The sequence below is a fragment of the Paenibacillus lautus genome (genome assembly GCF_050482385.1).
Taxonomy (GTDB): domain Bacteria; phylum Bacillota; class Bacilli; order Paenibacillales; family Paenibacillaceae; genus Paenibacillus_AQ; species Paenibacillus_AQ lautus_B.
The window spans coordinates 59,338-73,816 of the sequence record NZ_JBCNHV010000021.1 but is presented as its reverse complement, the minus strand read 5'-3'; the positions used below and the strand labels follow the sequence as shown (position 1 = coordinate 73,816).

At 49.7% G+C, this 14,479-nt stretch carries 16 protein-coding genes; 9 read left to right on the top strand and 7 right to left on the bottom strand.

The genetic code is table 11. From position 1 onward, the window contains the following. The first annotated feature begins 8 nt into the window (after positions 1–8). The 8 genes from ABEW73_RS24685 to folE all read left to right on the top strand — a co-directional run bounded on the left by ABEW73_RS24685 (position 9) and on the right by folE (position 7,905). Positions 9–776: an ABC transporter ATP-binding protein gene (locus tag ABEW73_RS24685; RefSeq protein ID WP_053490009.1), complete on the top strand. Its 768-nt coding sequence runs from the start codon at positions 9–11 to the stop codon at positions 774–776. A 68-nt stretch (positions 777–844) separates the two neighbouring features. Next, positions 845–2,122, top strand: a complete 1,278-nt coding sequence (locus tag ABEW73_RS24680) for an ABC transporter permease (RefSeq protein WP_430173171.1) — start codon at positions 845–847, stop codon at positions 2,120–2,122. 33 nt (positions 2,123–2,155) lie between these two features. Further along, on the top strand, positions 2,156–3,244 hold the full coding sequence (locus ABEW73_RS24675; protein ID WP_430173173.1) for an efflux RND transporter periplasmic adaptor subunit: 1,089 nt from the start codon (positions 2,156–2,158) through the stop codon (positions 3,242–3,244). Between the two features lie 445 nt (positions 3,245–3,689). After that, positions 3,690–4,112, top strand: coding sequence for a GNAT family N-acetyltransferase (locus ABEW73_RS24670; RefSeq protein WP_076325907.1), 423 nt, complete (start codon positions 3,690–3,692; stop codon positions 4,110–4,112). Positions 4,113–4,316: 204 nt separating this feature from the next. After that, positions 4,317–4,919 carry a signal peptidase I gene (gene lepB / locus ABEW73_RS24665; RefSeq protein WP_430173175.1) on the top strand — a complete coding sequence of 201 codons (603 nt, stop codon included), beginning with the start codon at positions 4,317–4,319 and terminating at the stop codon, positions 4,917–4,919. 42 nt (positions 4,920–4,961) lie between these two features. Next, positions 4,962–6,800, top strand: a complete 1,839-nt coding sequence (gene queG, locus ABEW73_RS24660) for a tRNA epoxyqueuosine(34) reductase QueG (protein ID WP_430173176.1) — start codon at positions 4,962–4,964, stop codon at positions 6,798–6,800. 151 nt (positions 6,801–6,951) lie between these two features. After that, positions 6,952–7,188 carry a YneF family protein gene (locus tag ABEW73_RS24655; RefSeq protein WP_098741934.1) on the top strand — a complete coding sequence of 79 codons (237 nt, stop codon included), beginning with the start codon at positions 6,952–6,954 and terminating at the stop codon, positions 7,186–7,188. Positions 7,189–7,311: 123 nt separating this feature from the next. After that, entirely contained in the window at positions 7,312–7,905 is a 594-nt protein-coding gene (gene folE, locus ABEW73_RS24650) for a GTP cyclohydrolase I FolE (protein ID WP_098741935.1), read from the top strand. Between the two features lie 106 nt (positions 7,906–8,011). Here the strand turns inward: folE and ABEW73_RS24645 are convergent, their stop codons facing one another. The 6 genes from ABEW73_RS24645 to ABEW73_RS24620 all read right to left on the bottom strand — a co-directional run bounded on the left by ABEW73_RS24645 (position 8,012) and on the right by ABEW73_RS24620 (position 13,044). Further along, complete coding sequence (locus ABEW73_RS24645; protein ID WP_194540905.1) at positions 8,012–8,284, bottom strand: hypothetical protein; 273 nt, start codon at positions 8,282–8,284, stop codon at positions 8,012–8,014. A 32-nt stretch (positions 8,285–8,316) separates the two neighbouring features. Further along, a complete protein-coding gene (locus ABEW73_RS24640) occupies positions 8,317–9,591 on the bottom strand; it encodes a lipase family protein (RefSeq protein WP_430173178.1) in 1,275 nt (424 codons plus the stop codon). Positions 9,592–9,663: 72 nt separating this feature from the next. Beyond that, positions 9,664–9,942 (bottom strand): hypothetical protein, encoded by a 279-nt coding sequence (locus ABEW73_RS24635; protein WP_215160398.1) that lies wholly within the window; start codon positions 9,940–9,942, stop codon positions 9,664–9,666. A gap of 292 nt (positions 9,943–10,234) precedes the next feature. Then, positions 10,235–10,561, bottom strand: coding sequence for a hypothetical protein (locus ABEW73_RS24630; RefSeq protein WP_430173180.1), 327 nt, complete (start codon positions 10,559–10,561; stop codon positions 10,235–10,237). A gap of 152 nt (positions 10,562–10,713) precedes the next feature. Then, a complete protein-coding gene (locus ABEW73_RS24625; protein WP_430173182.1) occupies positions 10,714–11,892 on the bottom strand; it encodes a Fe-Mn family superoxide dismutase in 1,179 nt (392 codons plus the stop codon). 159 nt (positions 11,893–12,051) lie between these two features. Beyond that, a complete protein-coding gene (locus tag ABEW73_RS24620; protein ID WP_430173184.1) occupies positions 12,052–13,044 on the bottom strand; it encodes an alpha/beta fold hydrolase in 993 nt (330 codons plus the stop codon). A gap of 221 nt (positions 13,045–13,265) precedes the next feature. Between ABEW73_RS24620 and ABEW73_RS24615 the strand changes: the two genes are divergently transcribed. After that, entirely contained in the window at positions 13,266–14,006 is a 741-nt protein-coding gene (locus ABEW73_RS24615; RefSeq protein WP_076325898.1) for an IclR family transcriptional regulator, read from the top strand. A gap of 283 nt (positions 14,007–14,289) precedes the next feature. On the opposite strand, the gene ABEW73_RS24610 is transcribed toward ABEW73_RS24615, so the two are convergent. Continuing rightward, on the bottom strand, positions 14,290–14,445 hold the full coding sequence (locus ABEW73_RS24610; RefSeq protein ID WP_430173186.1) for a hypothetical protein: 156 nt from the start codon (positions 14,443–14,445) through the stop codon (positions 14,290–14,292). Positions 14,446–14,479: the final 34 nt, after the last annotated feature.

Sequence of the window (14,479 nt, the reverse complement as noted above, 5' to 3'; positions counted from 1 at the left end):
TAGCGAACATGTTGCGTTTGGAAAATGTATCGCACAGCTTTAAGAACGGTAACGAAGTGTTAAAGGTGCTCCATAATATCCAGTTCGAAGTCCAGAAGGGAGAGATGATTGCCCTGCTGGGCAGCTCCGGGTCGGGCAAGTCCACGCTGCTCAACTTGATGGCAGGACTGATGAAGCCAACGGAAGGCCATATTTATATTGCCGATCAGGATATTGTCAAGTACGGGGAAAACAAGCTAGCTGTCTTCCGGCGCAAGCATATCGGCTTTATTTTTCAGGCCTATGAACTGATCCCGACGCTCACGATTCGTGAAAATGTGGAGCTTCCCCTGGTCTTTCAATCCGTTTCTCCGTCCAAGCGCCGGAAGAAAGCGATGGAGCTTCTGGAGATGACGGGGATCGGTGATAAGGCTTCACTGTACCCGTCCCAACTGTCAGGCGGACAGCAGCAGCGCGTTAGTATTGCACGCTCGTTGATTACCGAGCCTTCCGTTATTTTTGCGGACGAGCCGACGGGTAACTTGGACACCAAAACGGAAGAAGAAATCATCCGAATTATGATGGCGCTAAACGAGTCCATGAAAACGACATTTGTCATCGTTACTCACGAGATGGAAGTCGCTGCCCAAATGAAAAAAACGATTATGCTCCGTGACGGTTATCTGGTTCAGCCGGAGGACTATACAACGCCAGCAGCAGGTCAACGGGGGCCAAACGGCCCCTCGTCCCTGCCAGGGGTCCCGGTTCATACGGAGGGGGCAGGTGAGGTCAGCTGATAATTTTAGACAGCATACGGCTGGCATGGGGACAGATCAAACGCCGTAAAGTGGTGACAGCCCTGTGCATGACCGGTATTTCAATTGGCTGCGCGGCTATTATCGTAGCGATCAGCATTGGCAATGGCGCCCAAAGTTATCTGGAAACGGAAATTATAGGCGGTATGAAGCTTGACGAAATTACGGTGACTCCACAGGGTTCAGGCGGGCAAGGAGAAGGCGGCGGCCCCGCGGCCGGAGCTGACCGGGGATTGCTGACGGATGATAAAGTTCAGGTGATTCAGGGCTTTGATCATGTCAAATCCGTTATAGCCTCCAAGCAGCTTGGGTATTTTAGAGCCATTTCGTCCGATAACCTGATCAACGACGGCTTCAACGTCGTGGCCGTGGACCTGTCGAAGCTCAAAGAGCAGGGCAACAGGTTCAAGGAAGGTGGCGCGCTTGGACAGATCGGTGCCATGGTGCTCAATTACGGAGCAACAACCGGATGGAAGGATGCAGAGACGAGCGAAAGATTGATGAATATGATAAGTTCTGACCCTAATAACCCGCAGATATGGGAAGAATATCAGAAGTATGAGAGCACCGTTTCGGAACTGAACGGCAAAAATATTCAGCTGGAGTCGATGGACGCAGACAAGAAACAGCTTAGCCCACAGCTTTATGTTGGAGGCGTGCTGGACGTGCCTACGGGGAGAGATGCCCAGTTTGCGTTCTACGATCGTCAGGCCTATATTTCCTTTGATACGGCGGAATGGCTAACAAACAGTTTGAACCTGCAAAATAGAACAACTTCGAAACAGCGGGTATACGATAGTCTAACCATCAAAGTGGATGATCTGCAGAGTATTAAACCGCTTGAGGATTTGATCTCAAAACTTGCGCTGAATGCGAGCGACAATCTGGCTATGCGTGATCAAGTCGCTTCCCAATTGGATACATTCAAAGCGATCGCTCTCGGCATAGGCGTATTTATCCTGTTATTGGCCTCAATATCAATCATCGTAGCCATGACGATGTCTACGCATCAGCGCCGTAGGCAAATCGGCATCATGAAGGTCCTTGGGGCGAATATGCCGCAAATCCGCAACATGTTCATCGTAGAAGCCAGTCTGCTCGGTTTGCTTGGCGGATTGCTTGGCATCGTATTCGCATTTTTGATCATCAAGGGACTGAATTCATTCATTCTGGCTTCGGCGGGCATGTCAGGGCTGCAAATTGCGGTTACACTGGAGACGCTGCCCATCGGCATCGCATTCGCTGTGATGACCGGAATCTTCTCGGGGATCTATCCGGCGATCAGCGCAGCAAGAACGAATGCACTTCTGGCCATCAAGCGGGATTAGGATAATGAGCATCGGAAAGGAAGCTAAATCGGTATGATAAAAAAAATCATAAAATGGACGGTTATCGTTGCCGTGCTGGGCTTGGTGGGATATTGGGGATACGGACAGGTAAAACCGAAAGAACCCGAGATTCCCATGATGGAAGAGCCGCAGGTCATCACATTTCCCGTAACGGAGGAAACCATCGTCTCGACCGTGCAGGTCAAGGGAACGTCCGAATACGGGCGGGAGACCAATGTGTACGCACCTTTTGAAGCGAAAGTGGAGTCCTGGAACGTTGAGAACGGTCAGCAGATTAAGAAAGGCGATGCGCTTTTTAAATTAGAGCAAACGGCCATTCGACAACAGCTTCAGCAGAAGGAAGCCGAGCTGCAGAAGCGGAAGCTGGAGAAGGAGCTGAAGGAGTTTACGTTAAATCAGGACCTCGACAGCGCCCCGGCTTTAGCGACGGAGGCCGAACGCCTTAAAATGCTGGCAGATCAGGAAAATGCTCGGCTGAGCAGTCAGCTGGACGAGGTTACTAACGATATTGAGCGCCAGACGATGGCCGACTTGAATGACAGGCTGAAGAAAGCTACATACTTATCACCTGCAACAGGCCTGTTTCTGTTCGACCCGACGCAGCAGCGGCCGCAATCGGTGACGGCGAACCAGTATATCGGCAAAATCGTCGACCTGGATTCCCTTCGATTAGTGGCACTTGTCGGCGAAAACGATATATTCAGTATTAAGCCGGACATGGCGGTTGAGGTTAAGATGCCGTCCATCAAGGATCTAAAGCTGAAGGGAAAGGTGCTGGAAGTAGCTAAATTCGCCGAGACGACGGCCCAGGAGAAGCAAACTTCCCAGGCACCGCAGTTTAAGGTGATCATCTCGCTGCCGAAGGAAGAGCGTTTGATCGGTGGGCTGACGCTAAACGGAGACATTGTAACCAAACGGAAGGATAAGGCGGTTGTAGTTCCTAAACTTGCCGTTATGACAGACGGAGGCACCTCCTATGTCATGGTGGACAAGGGAGGCGGCCAGATTGAACGGCAGGATATCGAGACCGGCTTGCAGACGCTGGATAAAGTCGAGGTTTTGTCAGGGCTGAAAGTGGGCGACACCGTCGTTCTCCAGTAAGTAAATATCATGATCAAAAAACACAGCGTTCCTCAGAGGCACATCGCCGAGAGGACGCTGTTGTTTTTTACTGCTTGTCTTTATCCTCGGTAGAACTAGGAAAGTTTGGTTATTTTATCGAAATATAATTCTCAGATAAGAAAGAAAATACCTGGGAATTAATGGGCCTGTTTTTACAGTGAGCTAATGGTTTAGCAGCAGGAAACAAACCTAGGATTCAACAAAAATATGGAATTTTATCCATCCAAAATAATGAAAACGCTTCCTATAAAGCGCTTTCAGAAGAAAACTCGTGAATTTACGAGAAAGATGTGGTTTAATGGACAAGGAAAGAGGATTTTCGGGTTTTTTGTAGTAATATAAATGTCAGGTTTGCGTAAACGGAATACTGGATTTTTGTAAACCGGGTAAACCGCATCATGCTAACGAAAAGGGAGATTTTGAAATGCATGTTCGTTCCTTTCAGTTGAGTGACTGTAACCCCGTAACCGAGCTACTTCAGATTGCTTTATCGGAAGAATGCTACGAAAACACGATGGAGCCTTTCTCCAGGCAGCTTGCTTGGGACTCCGATCTGATTATGGTGGCTGAAGAAAACGGTGAAATCGTTGGTGCCTTAATCGGTACGATCGAACGCAATCATGGTTGTTATTACCGCATTGCCATTCATCCCGACTATCGTAGAAAAGGGATTGGCAAATCTTTGATTTCGGCAATGGAACAGCGTTTTCAATCACGGAAAGTCAGTCGGATTATGGTAGCCGGAGACGAGCACAACGCCGCAGCCATGCCATTTTATGAAGCCATGGGATACGGTGCCAGCCAAATCCTGCGGTCGTTCCAGAAGCTCAGTATCCTTGGTCAATAGTCGTAATGACAAAAGCGGTACATACGAGCGACGCAAACGGCGGCTTTAAGCTTCGACAGAGATAAGAAACGACATTTTTTCGATATGAAGCATATCTTTCAGCCGTTGCAAATGGGTGGGAGATATGCTTTTCTATTAATGTACCTTTTTTGAAGGTACCGCCTTCGTTTTCCGGAGGTGAAATCGAAGTAAAGTAGGTGTAGCATGGGACAAGTGATTTCTCCGGATTCAACTGAACATGGCGAGAACAACGAACCTCAGAATCAACCTGGCAAGAAAAACGGCTGGGCTGCCGAGCTTTGGGATTGGGTAAAGACGATTGCGATTGCATTTGTTATTATGGTGCTTCTAAATATGTTTGTGTTCAACCTGTCAATGGTTAAAGGTGAATCTATGCAGCCGACACTGGTAGCATCGGAGCGGCTATTTATTAATAAAGTGGTATATCGCTTTTCAGCACCGAGCCATGGCGATGTAATTGTACTTAAGGACCCGAGTGATGGCCCGGATAAGAAGGAGTTTCTGGTAAAACGTGTCGTGGGCGTACCTGGAGATACCATTGAGGTAAAGGGCCAGAAGCTGTACGTTAACGGGGTTGCAAAGCAGGAAGGATATACCGATGTTCCGATAGAGGATCCTGGCTTTGAGCCTATAGTATTGGAAGAGGGCCGCTACTTCGTTATGGGAGATAACCGCCATCTTGGAAAGAGCAAGGACAGCCGCATGTTCGGCAGCGTGAAGGAAAGCGACATTGTGGGCAGAGCCGAATTTATTTTCTGGCCGTTGTCCGAGATCAAAAAGCTGTAACTGAAAGACAGAACATCATCCCAGGAAAGGAGGCGCTGGAGAATGACCTACACACTCGGCTCGTACGCTCCTCCGCCTTCGGTATGGGAGGAGCTCAAGCAGGAGCTCAAGGCCGTTGCGCCGGAGCTTGGCATTGATGATATCGGCTTCGCTTCGGCGGAGCCGTTCGAATCCTTGAAGGGGATTTTGCAAAACCATCGGGATAAAGGGTATGAGTCGGGCTTTGAGGAGTCAGATCTGGATAAGCGGGTTACTCCGGCCCTTCCCGGAACGGAGCCGAAGTCCCTCATCGCCATCGCAATAACGTACCACTCCAAGATGGAGAACCCGCCCAAATCGGAGCCCGGCAAGTACAGGGGGATTATGGCGCGATCGGCTTGGGGAAGGGATTATCATCAGGTGCTCCGGGAGGCCATGAGCCGTCTCGAGGAGTACATTAAAGAACGCGTGCCGGATGCGAAGCTTGAAAGCATGGTGGACACCGGCGCGCTTGTCGACCGGGCGGTATCGCAGCGCGCCGGGATTGGCTTTAGCGCCAAAAACTGCGCCATTATCTCCCCGAAATTCGGTTCCTGGATATTCCTTGGCGAAATGGTAACGAACATTCCGTTTCCGCCGGATACGCCGGTAACCGAAGATTGCGGGGAGTGCACCAAATGTATCGATGCTTGCCCAACCGGCGCCCTTGTCGGTCCCGGGCAGCTGAATGCCCAGCGCTGCGTTTCTTTTCTGACCCAGACCAAAGGGTTTCTGGACGAAGAGGCCATGCGCAAGATCGGCAACCGGCTGTATGGATGCGATACCTGTCAAATTGTTTGTCCGAAGAACCGGGGCAAGAGCTGGACTCATCAAGAGGACTTCAAGCCCGATCCTGAAAAAGCCAAGCCGCTGCTCCTGCCCATCCTGGATATGAGCAACCGGGAATTCAAGGAGGCATTCGGAGATACGTCAGCCGCATGGCGCGGCCGAAAGCCGATTCAGCGCAATGCTGTCATCGCGCTAGGCAACTTTAAAGATATTTCAGCCGTACCGAAGCTGAGCGAAGTACTGCTGAAAGACCCGCGCCCGGAGCTGCGGGGAACCGCTGCATGGGCTCTGGGCCGTATTGGAGGCGAAGAAGCGTTGAACAACTTAGAGAAAAGCATGAAATCAGAAGGGGATTCCCAAGTACGAGATATGCTGCAGCAAGCCTTGAATAAACTGAATGAACCGAGTGAGAAAGAAGCGCCTGCCGGAGCTGCGGCTGCGGCTGATGCTTCTTCCGCTAGCACTCCTGTTGCAGGTTCCTCTAATGGGGACAAGCCGGGAAAGGAAAGTCCTGTTATTCAGGGAGTCGAGCCGATGGCCGTCCCTGAGGGAGGGCCCGAAATGCTGTATTACGATGAACTTCAATCTCCGATTGGACCGCTGACGGTCTGCGCAACGGAGAAGGGATTATGTCTTATTGAATTTGGCAGCTTCTATGTGAAGGAAGCGGTCATCCAGCAGTGGTCACGGACCTGGGCCGGCAACGGCGGCTATCAGCGTGACGAGGCAAGATTAGCTCCTGCGATCACGCAGTTGAAGCAGTATTTTGCAGGGGAACTGAAGGCGTTCGACGTACAGCTGGACATGCGCGGGACCTCATTCCAATTGCAGGTATGGGAAGCGCTGAAGTCCATTCCTTATGGAACGGTTTGTTCCTATAAGGATGTAGCCGAATCCATCGGGCGTCCTAAAGCGGTTCGTGCCGTAGGCGGGGCGAACAACAAGAACCCCGTTCCGATCATCGTGCCGTGCCACCGGGTGGTAGGGGCCGATGGAGCCTTGATCGGCTATGCCGGCGGGCCGGAGATCAAACGCACTCTGTTATCGATTGAAGGAGCTATGCCAGGCCGATAAGGGTCGTAATGGATCCAATATGCATGCCTAGGGCCGCTTGCTACCATGTATCCGTTATTTTCATTTGCTGTGGCGAAAAGGACATGCTATGATAGGTTCGTGTATGCGCCATTAAATGGTAGATATTAGTATAGTAGAAGGTGGTCAAGTGATGGATATAGTCATTCCGATTATTACATTGATCGTGGGTCTGGTTGGCGGATTTTTCATCGGCGTATTCTATCTCCGCAAGCAATTGGAGAAGATGCAGAATGATCCGCAAATGCTGCAGAAGATGGCCAAACAAATGGGCTATAACATGAACAGCAAGCAAATGCAGCGCGCACAGCAAATGATGAAGAATCAGCCTGTGCCGGGTAAAGGGCAAGGCCGTAAACGCAAATCATAATGAAAAAAAGCCCGCTCCCGTCTAAATGGAATGACGGAGGGGCATTTCTATTTAAAAAGGCCGCTAACAGCGGCTATAAGTTAACCGTTTGCTTTTTTTATGGAACGGAAAGGGGGATGTAATGTGGCGGGTGTAAAGGATTATGTAAATAATAAAGTCGGCGATAACCGGGAGCAGATCGAGTATCATGTAGAGCAAATATTGAAATTGATCGGTGAAGATCCCCAGCGTGAGGGACTCCTTGAGACACCGGCCCGTGTAACGCGGATGTATGAAGAGATCTTTGCCGGATACGAAGTGGATCCCAAGGATGTTCTGGGGGTTACCTTTGACGAAAATCATGAGGAATTGGTTATCGTGAAGGATATCGTATATTACAGCCAGTGCGAGCATCATATGGCGCCGTTCTTTGGCAAAGTCCATATCGGTTATGTCCCTAGCGGCAAAATTGCCGGCTTGAGTAAGCTGGCACGTCTGGTAGAGGCGGTTACCCGCCGTCTTCAGGTGCAGGAGCGCATTACCTCGCAAATCGCGGACATTATGGTGGAGGCGCTGCAGCCAAACGGCGTAATGGTCGTTGTGGAAGGCGAGCATCTGTGCATGTGCGCGCGCGGTGTGAAGAAGCCGGGCAGCAAGACGGTCACGTCAGCTGTACGCGGTTCCTTCCAGAGTGATTCTGCACAGCGTTCGGAATTTTTGTCTTTGATTAAAGACTAAATAGGATTCAGACAATTGAAAAAGGCTTCGCCCACGGAGGCGAAGCCTTTTTTGTGCTCAACAAGAATGTGAGCTCATATGTTAATCGATGCAGGGCAAGGGCTCCTCAAGAAGCCCCATCCACTTGTTTCATATATTGCACATACTGGATGAGTGCCTGTTTTTGCTCCTCGATATCCCGGATGCGGCGGGACATCTCCATAAAGAAGGTTTCAATCTGATCGCGCAGCACATTGGCGGATTGTCCCTTCCAATCCTGCAGACGGGCGTACATGACCCGTGCCTCCTGTTCATCGGCCCGAATGGCTGCCAGCAGTCCTGACAGCTCGCGTTCGGCTTGAAGCAAATCATCAAGCTCCAGCAGAATCTCTCGACTCATCTCCATCCCTCCCGGTGGTTGCGTATTGATGTTTATCCGCTGTTGTCTGTCCGTTCAAATAAATCCGCCTTGAATTTAATATATTGAACGATGTCGGTGGTATGCTGCAGATGCCATTGACTCATCGACATGATGGATGTATCTAGCTGCTGGACAATCGGCTGCAGACGTCTGCTGTGGCTGGAGAACATGTATTTGGAGAGGCGCTGCCGGATCCCTTGGATTTCGGCGTCACTTTGATGGGCGTGTGCTCTCCATTTCTCGGCTACGCTTCGCAGCTCGGCAGGGCTGACCTGAATGGTTCCAGCTGAGCCTCCTGCGGAACCGGCTACAGCTGCCAGCGAGCCGCCTAAACCTAAACCTAAACCGCTCATTGGCCCACCCAGGCCGAACAAAAGACTGCTATGGGCAGGTATTCTGGGCGAATCAGCGGCTTTGTCCGTAGCGCCGTCGTACAGAGGATTTGAGATGTAGCCATCCTCGAATCGATAGCGGTCAAGCTGATGATAATTGGGGCCGCCCAGTGTATTATCAATTTTTTCTTTTATGCTAAGCCCATCATTGGCGTCTTTATAACTGGAGTCTATGTAATAGGTAGAACCGACGTGGCCATCGAAGCCGCCGAGCGCACCGCTGGCAATAATGTCGCCAGGATGGGCGAAGTTTATGATTTGAGAGTCGAATTCCCCGTTCTCTGCCTTTCTTCTGGCTTCAGGGGAGAGGCTTCCGATAACCGATGGAGCACTGAAGGTGACAGCGGACATGCCCGTATAGGCGGCAGCATATTGCGCGTTAGCTCCCCCTAGGGAGTGACCCGTGAGGGTGAAATCAACGCCCTTGTATTTCTCCTTCATTTCCAGCGCATAATCCTCGGCTTGGTACAATTGGTTAGTTCCCCATATATCCGTTTTTTTATCGATCTTCCTCGATTGTTCACCGAACCAATCCGTGACATCGTTAATCCCGGTGACTTCTTTGACTTTGTCCACATGGTCCGCCCAAGGTGGCCGAAATTCCGGGATTTTTCGATTGATCTCTTCAATGCCAATATCCGCATCAGCCAAATAATCGGGGAGAGCATGGGATAAATCTTTGCCTGCCTCGGTGCCCCGGTATGCGATAACGGCCTGGTTCGTTTCCTTGTTGTAGAAAGTTACCGCATCAAAACCTGATACGCTGTTGCTCTTATAGTCCTCAAGGACCTCCCATCCAGGCAAGTCCTCAACCGTATCTTCTTTTTTTAGATCGAGATAAGCCGCTTCTGACATCAATCGGTATGTCTCGTCATCCACTTGTGGTGAACTCAAATATACTCCCTCCTTAACATGACTCAGCAGGATTAGAACCTGTAGTTACAGCCAAAAGGCAGCCACAACCCATCACTCGCCCTTAATCGCTTTTCTGAGCTCTGGGTTCATCACGAAGTTGGATGTCTCGCCTGTGTTGAAATCAACGGATATTTTAAAGGTTTGTTCAGGATGATCTACGACAAACCCTTCAAGGTTGACCTTGTCCGCTACGATCGAAGGCATCATCTCTTCTTTGGTGATCTCTACATCCAAGTCGTATTTCTCTTTAAAATGCTCAACGGCTGTGGTTTTAGCCTTCGTTATGACTTCGTCCGAGCTGTCGTCTGTTGTAGCTTGGTTATTGTTCACTGGCTGACATCCTCCAACAATTAAAATGATTAGCACAAAAGCAAAAATAAAAACACGTGATTTGAACCTACTGTTCACACTGACCCATCCCTTCAGTGGTGATGTTCTGCTCTTACAGGGAAACTGAATCTTGCAGTCTTAGCATGGATCGCATAAGATTCTCTTCCTTTTGCCTAGGCAATGTAGAAGCTACATATGAAGCTCACTGTCATATCATAATCCAGCATATGGTAGCGTTCAACCGAATAAATAACCAGATATATGGTAAAAAAGACCTAACAATAGGATCGGGTTATTCCTTAGCTTGAATTACTTTTTTTAATTCTGGACTCATGACCAAGTGCCCGGTTTCAAGCGTCCTATGGTTTACAGATATATTGAAAGTCTGATCGGGATGCCCTATGACAAAACCTTCAACATCAATTTCATCGGCGACATATGTAGGTAATTTATTTTGGTTCGTTATTTGAACCTCTAGATGGTACGTCTCCTTGAAGTATTGAATTGCAGCATCGCTTGCAACATCAGCGGATTCATGGCCAAGGCGGTCGTCATTGTTGATGGAAGACGGATGGCCGCATCCTACGAATACAAAAAGGAAGATGAGTAATATAAACAATCCCGATCCCTTTATCCCATGTGCTCCAGTGTACAGAGAGTCACCCCCTTGAATAATGATAAGCCCTCCTTAAACTCCAAAATGAAGTAAGGAGGGCTATAGACATCATACCCAGTATTAACCAATGTGAAGCAGCCCAGTAAGGCTTTGAATTAAAAAGGCTTCCATTTCAGCTTGCTGGCATGCTTGAAGCGCTCCGCAACCTCCGGCCAGTAGACCACGTTCCACCAATCGTTGATGTAATCCTTGCGTTTACTTTGATGTTTAAGGTAGTAGGAATGCTCCCATACATCCAGAGCGAGTAGAGGGACAACATCCCACTGGGAGAGGTTCTGATGTTTCTCGGCCTGTAAAATTTCAAGTCGATGGCTGCGCGGACTCCAGACGAGGATTGCCCAGCCGCCGCCCTCCACTTTTTCTGCAGCCTCGCTAAAATGCTTTTTAAAACGATCGAAGCTTCCGAAATCCTTCTTGATTTGTTGAGCCAGTTCCCCGCCAGGCTCGCCACCGCCCCGCGGGTTCATAATGTACCAGAAGATCGTGTGCAGATAGTGGCCTGCACCGTTAAATGCCAGCTCGCGTTCCCAATGCTTCACCAGCTCGAAATCGCCGCTTTTTCTGGCCTCCTCCAATTTCTTCTCTGCCTTGTTCAAACCGTCGACGTAGCTTTGGTGATGGATGTCGTGGTGAATCCGCATGGTTTTCTCGTCAATATGAGGCTCCAGCGCATTATAAGCGTAAGGCAGTGGAGGAAGGCGGTGCCCGCCAATCGGAACAGCCTTGCCGTCGCTGTCTCCCATGCCTTGAATGGATAGCTCGGCCTCGGGGTGAGACGGCGGAGGAGACGTGGACTCGTGCAGCGTCATCGACTGCATCGGCATATCCACATCCATGAATCTTTCCAGCGCTCCGGCGGAGTTGAGCGTCTCGAGCGTGTTCAGGAAGTATTCGGACTCCCGAATCACATGGTGCAGGACCGTGCCGGCGAGCGGTACTTTCCGAACAGCCTCACTATTCTCCTTCAATCCGTGAAGCTGGCGGATGAACTCTCTGGATTGGTCGCAGGAAGCGCGCAACAGCTGCTCGACCTGGGCCAGCACTTGAGGCGAAGGAGGTGCGTCATAACGAAGAATGTGGCGCAGAAGTTCGTCTGCCGCTTTTTCCGTGTCAGCGAACACCACGGCCCATTGATCCAGCATCTTGACATAGACCGGCTCCAGATCCGGAACAATAGCTTTGATGAGTCCGGTATGCTTTCTTTCCTGATGCTTCCAATAGCGAATCTCTTCAAGTAATCGTACCGGGAGCTTCGCTCCATAAATAAATAACATGTCCGTTCCCTCCAGTATCAGGTTCACTAAACACACTATATTCATCAAGCGGCCTGTATTATGAGGGGAAAATAAAAATCCCCCCGCTGCATCAAGCAGCAGGGGGAGATGGATCATATGATGAATGACTTTTATATAATGAGTGCATCTGTAAAAGCATCAGGATTCATCCGGAGTCTCAAGCTTGCCTAGAAAGGTGGATACTCTACGCAGATATTCTTTAGGGTGCTCACGGAAGATAAGCTCATGATGCGCTTCCTCGACAATCCAGGAATCCGAATCCGTATGGGTTTGATTGGAAGCAATCTTTTCGGCGATCGGGTAAGGTGCCTTATCGTCTTTCGTTCCGTGGATGAATAAGATCGGGAACGGATAATCGTGCTTCTTCACCTCATTGTAAGGGATCTGATCCAGGCTTGTGCCGTTGAGCACCGGGAAGAGCAGCTCCAGAATCTCCAGGGACGGATGACGCGGGAGATTGATCTGGTTGTGAATATTATGGTAAAGCGTGTCCGGCTCCAATAAAAAGGCGCTGTCCAGAATCATGGCATCCACATCCTTGGTCTCAAGCCCTGCCTGCAGTGCGGTGCCAGCCCCCATGGAAAAACCCCAAACGACAATTTGCTTCGCGCCGCGCTGCTTCACATGTTCAATGGCTCCAAGAAGCTGGCGCTTCTCTTCCTTGCCTCCGGTCGCCACTTCCTTGCTGGTCTGGGAGGCAAAACCGTAATCAAACATGAGCACATTAAAATTCATGTTGTGCGCGTAATGGGCGATATCGTACATCGGAACCCAAGTCTCCTCCCGGTTAGCGCCGTAACCATGGCTGAGCACGATGGTTTTGGAGGAATTTTCGGCCGGGATATACCATCCATTTATATTTCGTTTGCCGTCAATCGAGTGGAACGTGACATTCTCGTAATTCATATCTTTAGCAAGCTTGGGATTGGAATAGAGCGGAGCAACCGTTGGATTCGACAAAACCCAAGCAATATAGGCATGAAGAGCAATAAAACAGAAAACAAGGAAAAAAACGACAGATAATAACAACGCTAATATAATATGCTTTAAACGAACCAAGCCCGTCGACAGCTCGGCCGGCGTGTCATTTAATTGGGAGAGTGGGGCATTACTACCAGTCGTTGTGCTCATAAGTGGCCCCTCCTTACCATATAGTCTGGATACTTTTCGTTAACATGAAAGAGTTGAAATTATAATAATCGTATGCCCGGATGCCTATAAAGTCAATGCAAATCCATAGATTGTAAGACAACTGTAAAGTCCCTGTCTCGATGGTTTACTTTTGAGAAGAATTCTCATATAATTCTTGTAACCAGGTTTCATAGAATGAAACAGGAGAGGAGCTGGTCGGGATGGAAGATCGCAAATTAACGGTGCGTGCTGTAGAGCGGGCGCTTGATATATTGATGTGTTTTACGAAAGAAAGTGAACTTGCCCTCACGGAGATTTCTTCCCTTATCGGTTTACATAAAAGTACGGTTCATCGGCTGTTAACAACGCTGGAAGACAAAGGATTCGTTGTGCGTAATAAAGAAACGGAGAAATATCGGCTCGGCTTGAAAATATGGGAGCTGTCTATGCATCTGTCCCAAAGCGACGACCCGGCGATTCGCCTTCTGCCCGCGATGGAAGCCTTACGGGATCGGCTTGGGGAAACGGTGAGTTTGTATTTAAGAGACGGTTCGGACCGTCTTCGGATTCAAGCGGTTCAGAGCAACCAGGGCATTCGGCGGGTCGCCCAGGTCGGAGTACGACTGCCGTTATCGGTTGGCGCCTCTAGCAAGGTTCTGGTGGCCTTTGCGCCACCGGCTGATCAGGAGGAGCTGCTGAATGCGCCGGATTGGCCGGAGTCAGTTGATAGGATCGTTTACCGGCAGCAGCTGGCCGAAATACTGGAGAAGGGATACGCGATCAGCATCGAAGAGCGCGAGCCTGGGGCCGCTGCGGTATCCGTACCGATCTTTGACCGGAATGGTCAAGTGGCGGCAGCACTGTCAATGTCAGGGCCAGTCACCCGTCTGTCAGCGGAAACGCTCCGCGAACATGCGCCAATCCTGATGGAGGCGGCACGGGAAATGGGAATGATGATTTAATTCATTCTATTGCCGGAATGCGGACAGCATCACTATAAGTTATTGAATGACCGGGGGGCTCCATGTGATACAGCTGTCCGGTTATTTTTATGCGAGGGTCAACCGTTCAAAAACGGGAATTGAAACGAAACGATACGATAGGATATATGGCAAGGCCATAGAATATGAAGGAAATGGGTTTCACTCCTCATTCCAATAAAAAGGACCGTTCCCTACAATCTTGGCGATTGGGGACACGGTCCTTTTGTTGTGACGGCTCAACTATATAATAGGAAAGCGTCGCTTAGGTCAGCTTCACATTCTTTTCCTTCATTTTCTGATTGAGGATTTCTTGAAAGGTGAGGGGTTTATCCTTCGCTTCCTCTCTTTTGGGTGCAGCCACCGGCTGCGGCCGTTGGTATTGATAATGGAGCGATGTCATCGTATGTATTTTGATCATAGGTACCTTCCTCCCAGGTCTGGATTTCCGCGAA

What these genes read in the sequence shown, in the direction of transcription:
- ABEW73_RS24685 (WP_053490009.1), top strand. Translation starts at nt 9, where the DNA reads ATGTTGCGTTTGGAAAATGTATCGCACAGCTTTAAGAACGGTAACGAA.
- ABEW73_RS24680 (WP_430173171.1), top strand. Translation starts at nt 845, where the DNA reads ATGACCGGTATTTCAATTGGCTGCGCGGCTATTATCGTAGCGATCAGC.
- ABEW73_RS24675 (WP_430173173.1), top strand. Translation starts at nt 2,156, where the DNA reads ATGATAAAAAAAATCATAAAATGGACGGTTATCGTTGCCGTGCTGGGC.
- ABEW73_RS24670 (WP_076325907.1), top strand. Translation starts at nt 3,690, where the DNA reads ATGCATGTTCGTTCCTTTCAGTTGAGTGACTGTAACCCCGTAACCGAG.
- lepB (WP_430173175.1), top strand. Translation starts at nt 4,317, where the DNA reads ATGGGACAAGTGATTTCTCCGGATTCAACTGAACATGGCGAGAACAAC.
- queG (WP_430173176.1), top strand. Translation starts at nt 4,962, where the DNA reads ATGACCTACACACTCGGCTCGTACGCTCCTCCGCCTTCGGTATGGGAG.
- ABEW73_RS24655 (WP_098741934.1), top strand. Translation starts at nt 6,952, where the DNA reads ATGGATATAGTCATTCCGATTATTACATTGATCGTGGGTCTGGTTGGC.
- ABEW73_RS24645 (WP_194540905.1), bottom strand. Translation starts at nt 8,284, where the DNA reads ATGAGTCGAGAGATTCTGCTGGAGCTTGATGATTTGCTTCAAGCCGAA.
- ABEW73_RS24625 (WP_430173182.1), bottom strand. Translation starts at nt 11,892, where the DNA reads ATGTTATTTATTTATGGAGCGAAGCTCCCGGTACGATTACTTGAAGAG.
- ABEW73_RS24620 (WP_430173184.1), bottom strand. Translation starts at nt 13,044, where the DNA reads ATGAGCACAACGACTGGTAGTAATGCCCCACTCTCCCAATTAAATGAC.
- ABEW73_RS24615 (WP_076325898.1), top strand. Translation starts at nt 13,266, where the DNA reads ATGGAAGATCGCAAATTAACGGTGCGTGCTGTAGAGCGGGCGCTTGAT.
- ABEW73_RS24610 (WP_430173186.1), bottom strand. Translation starts at nt 14,445, where the DNA reads ATGATCAAAATACATACGATGACATCGCTCCATTATCAATACCAACGG.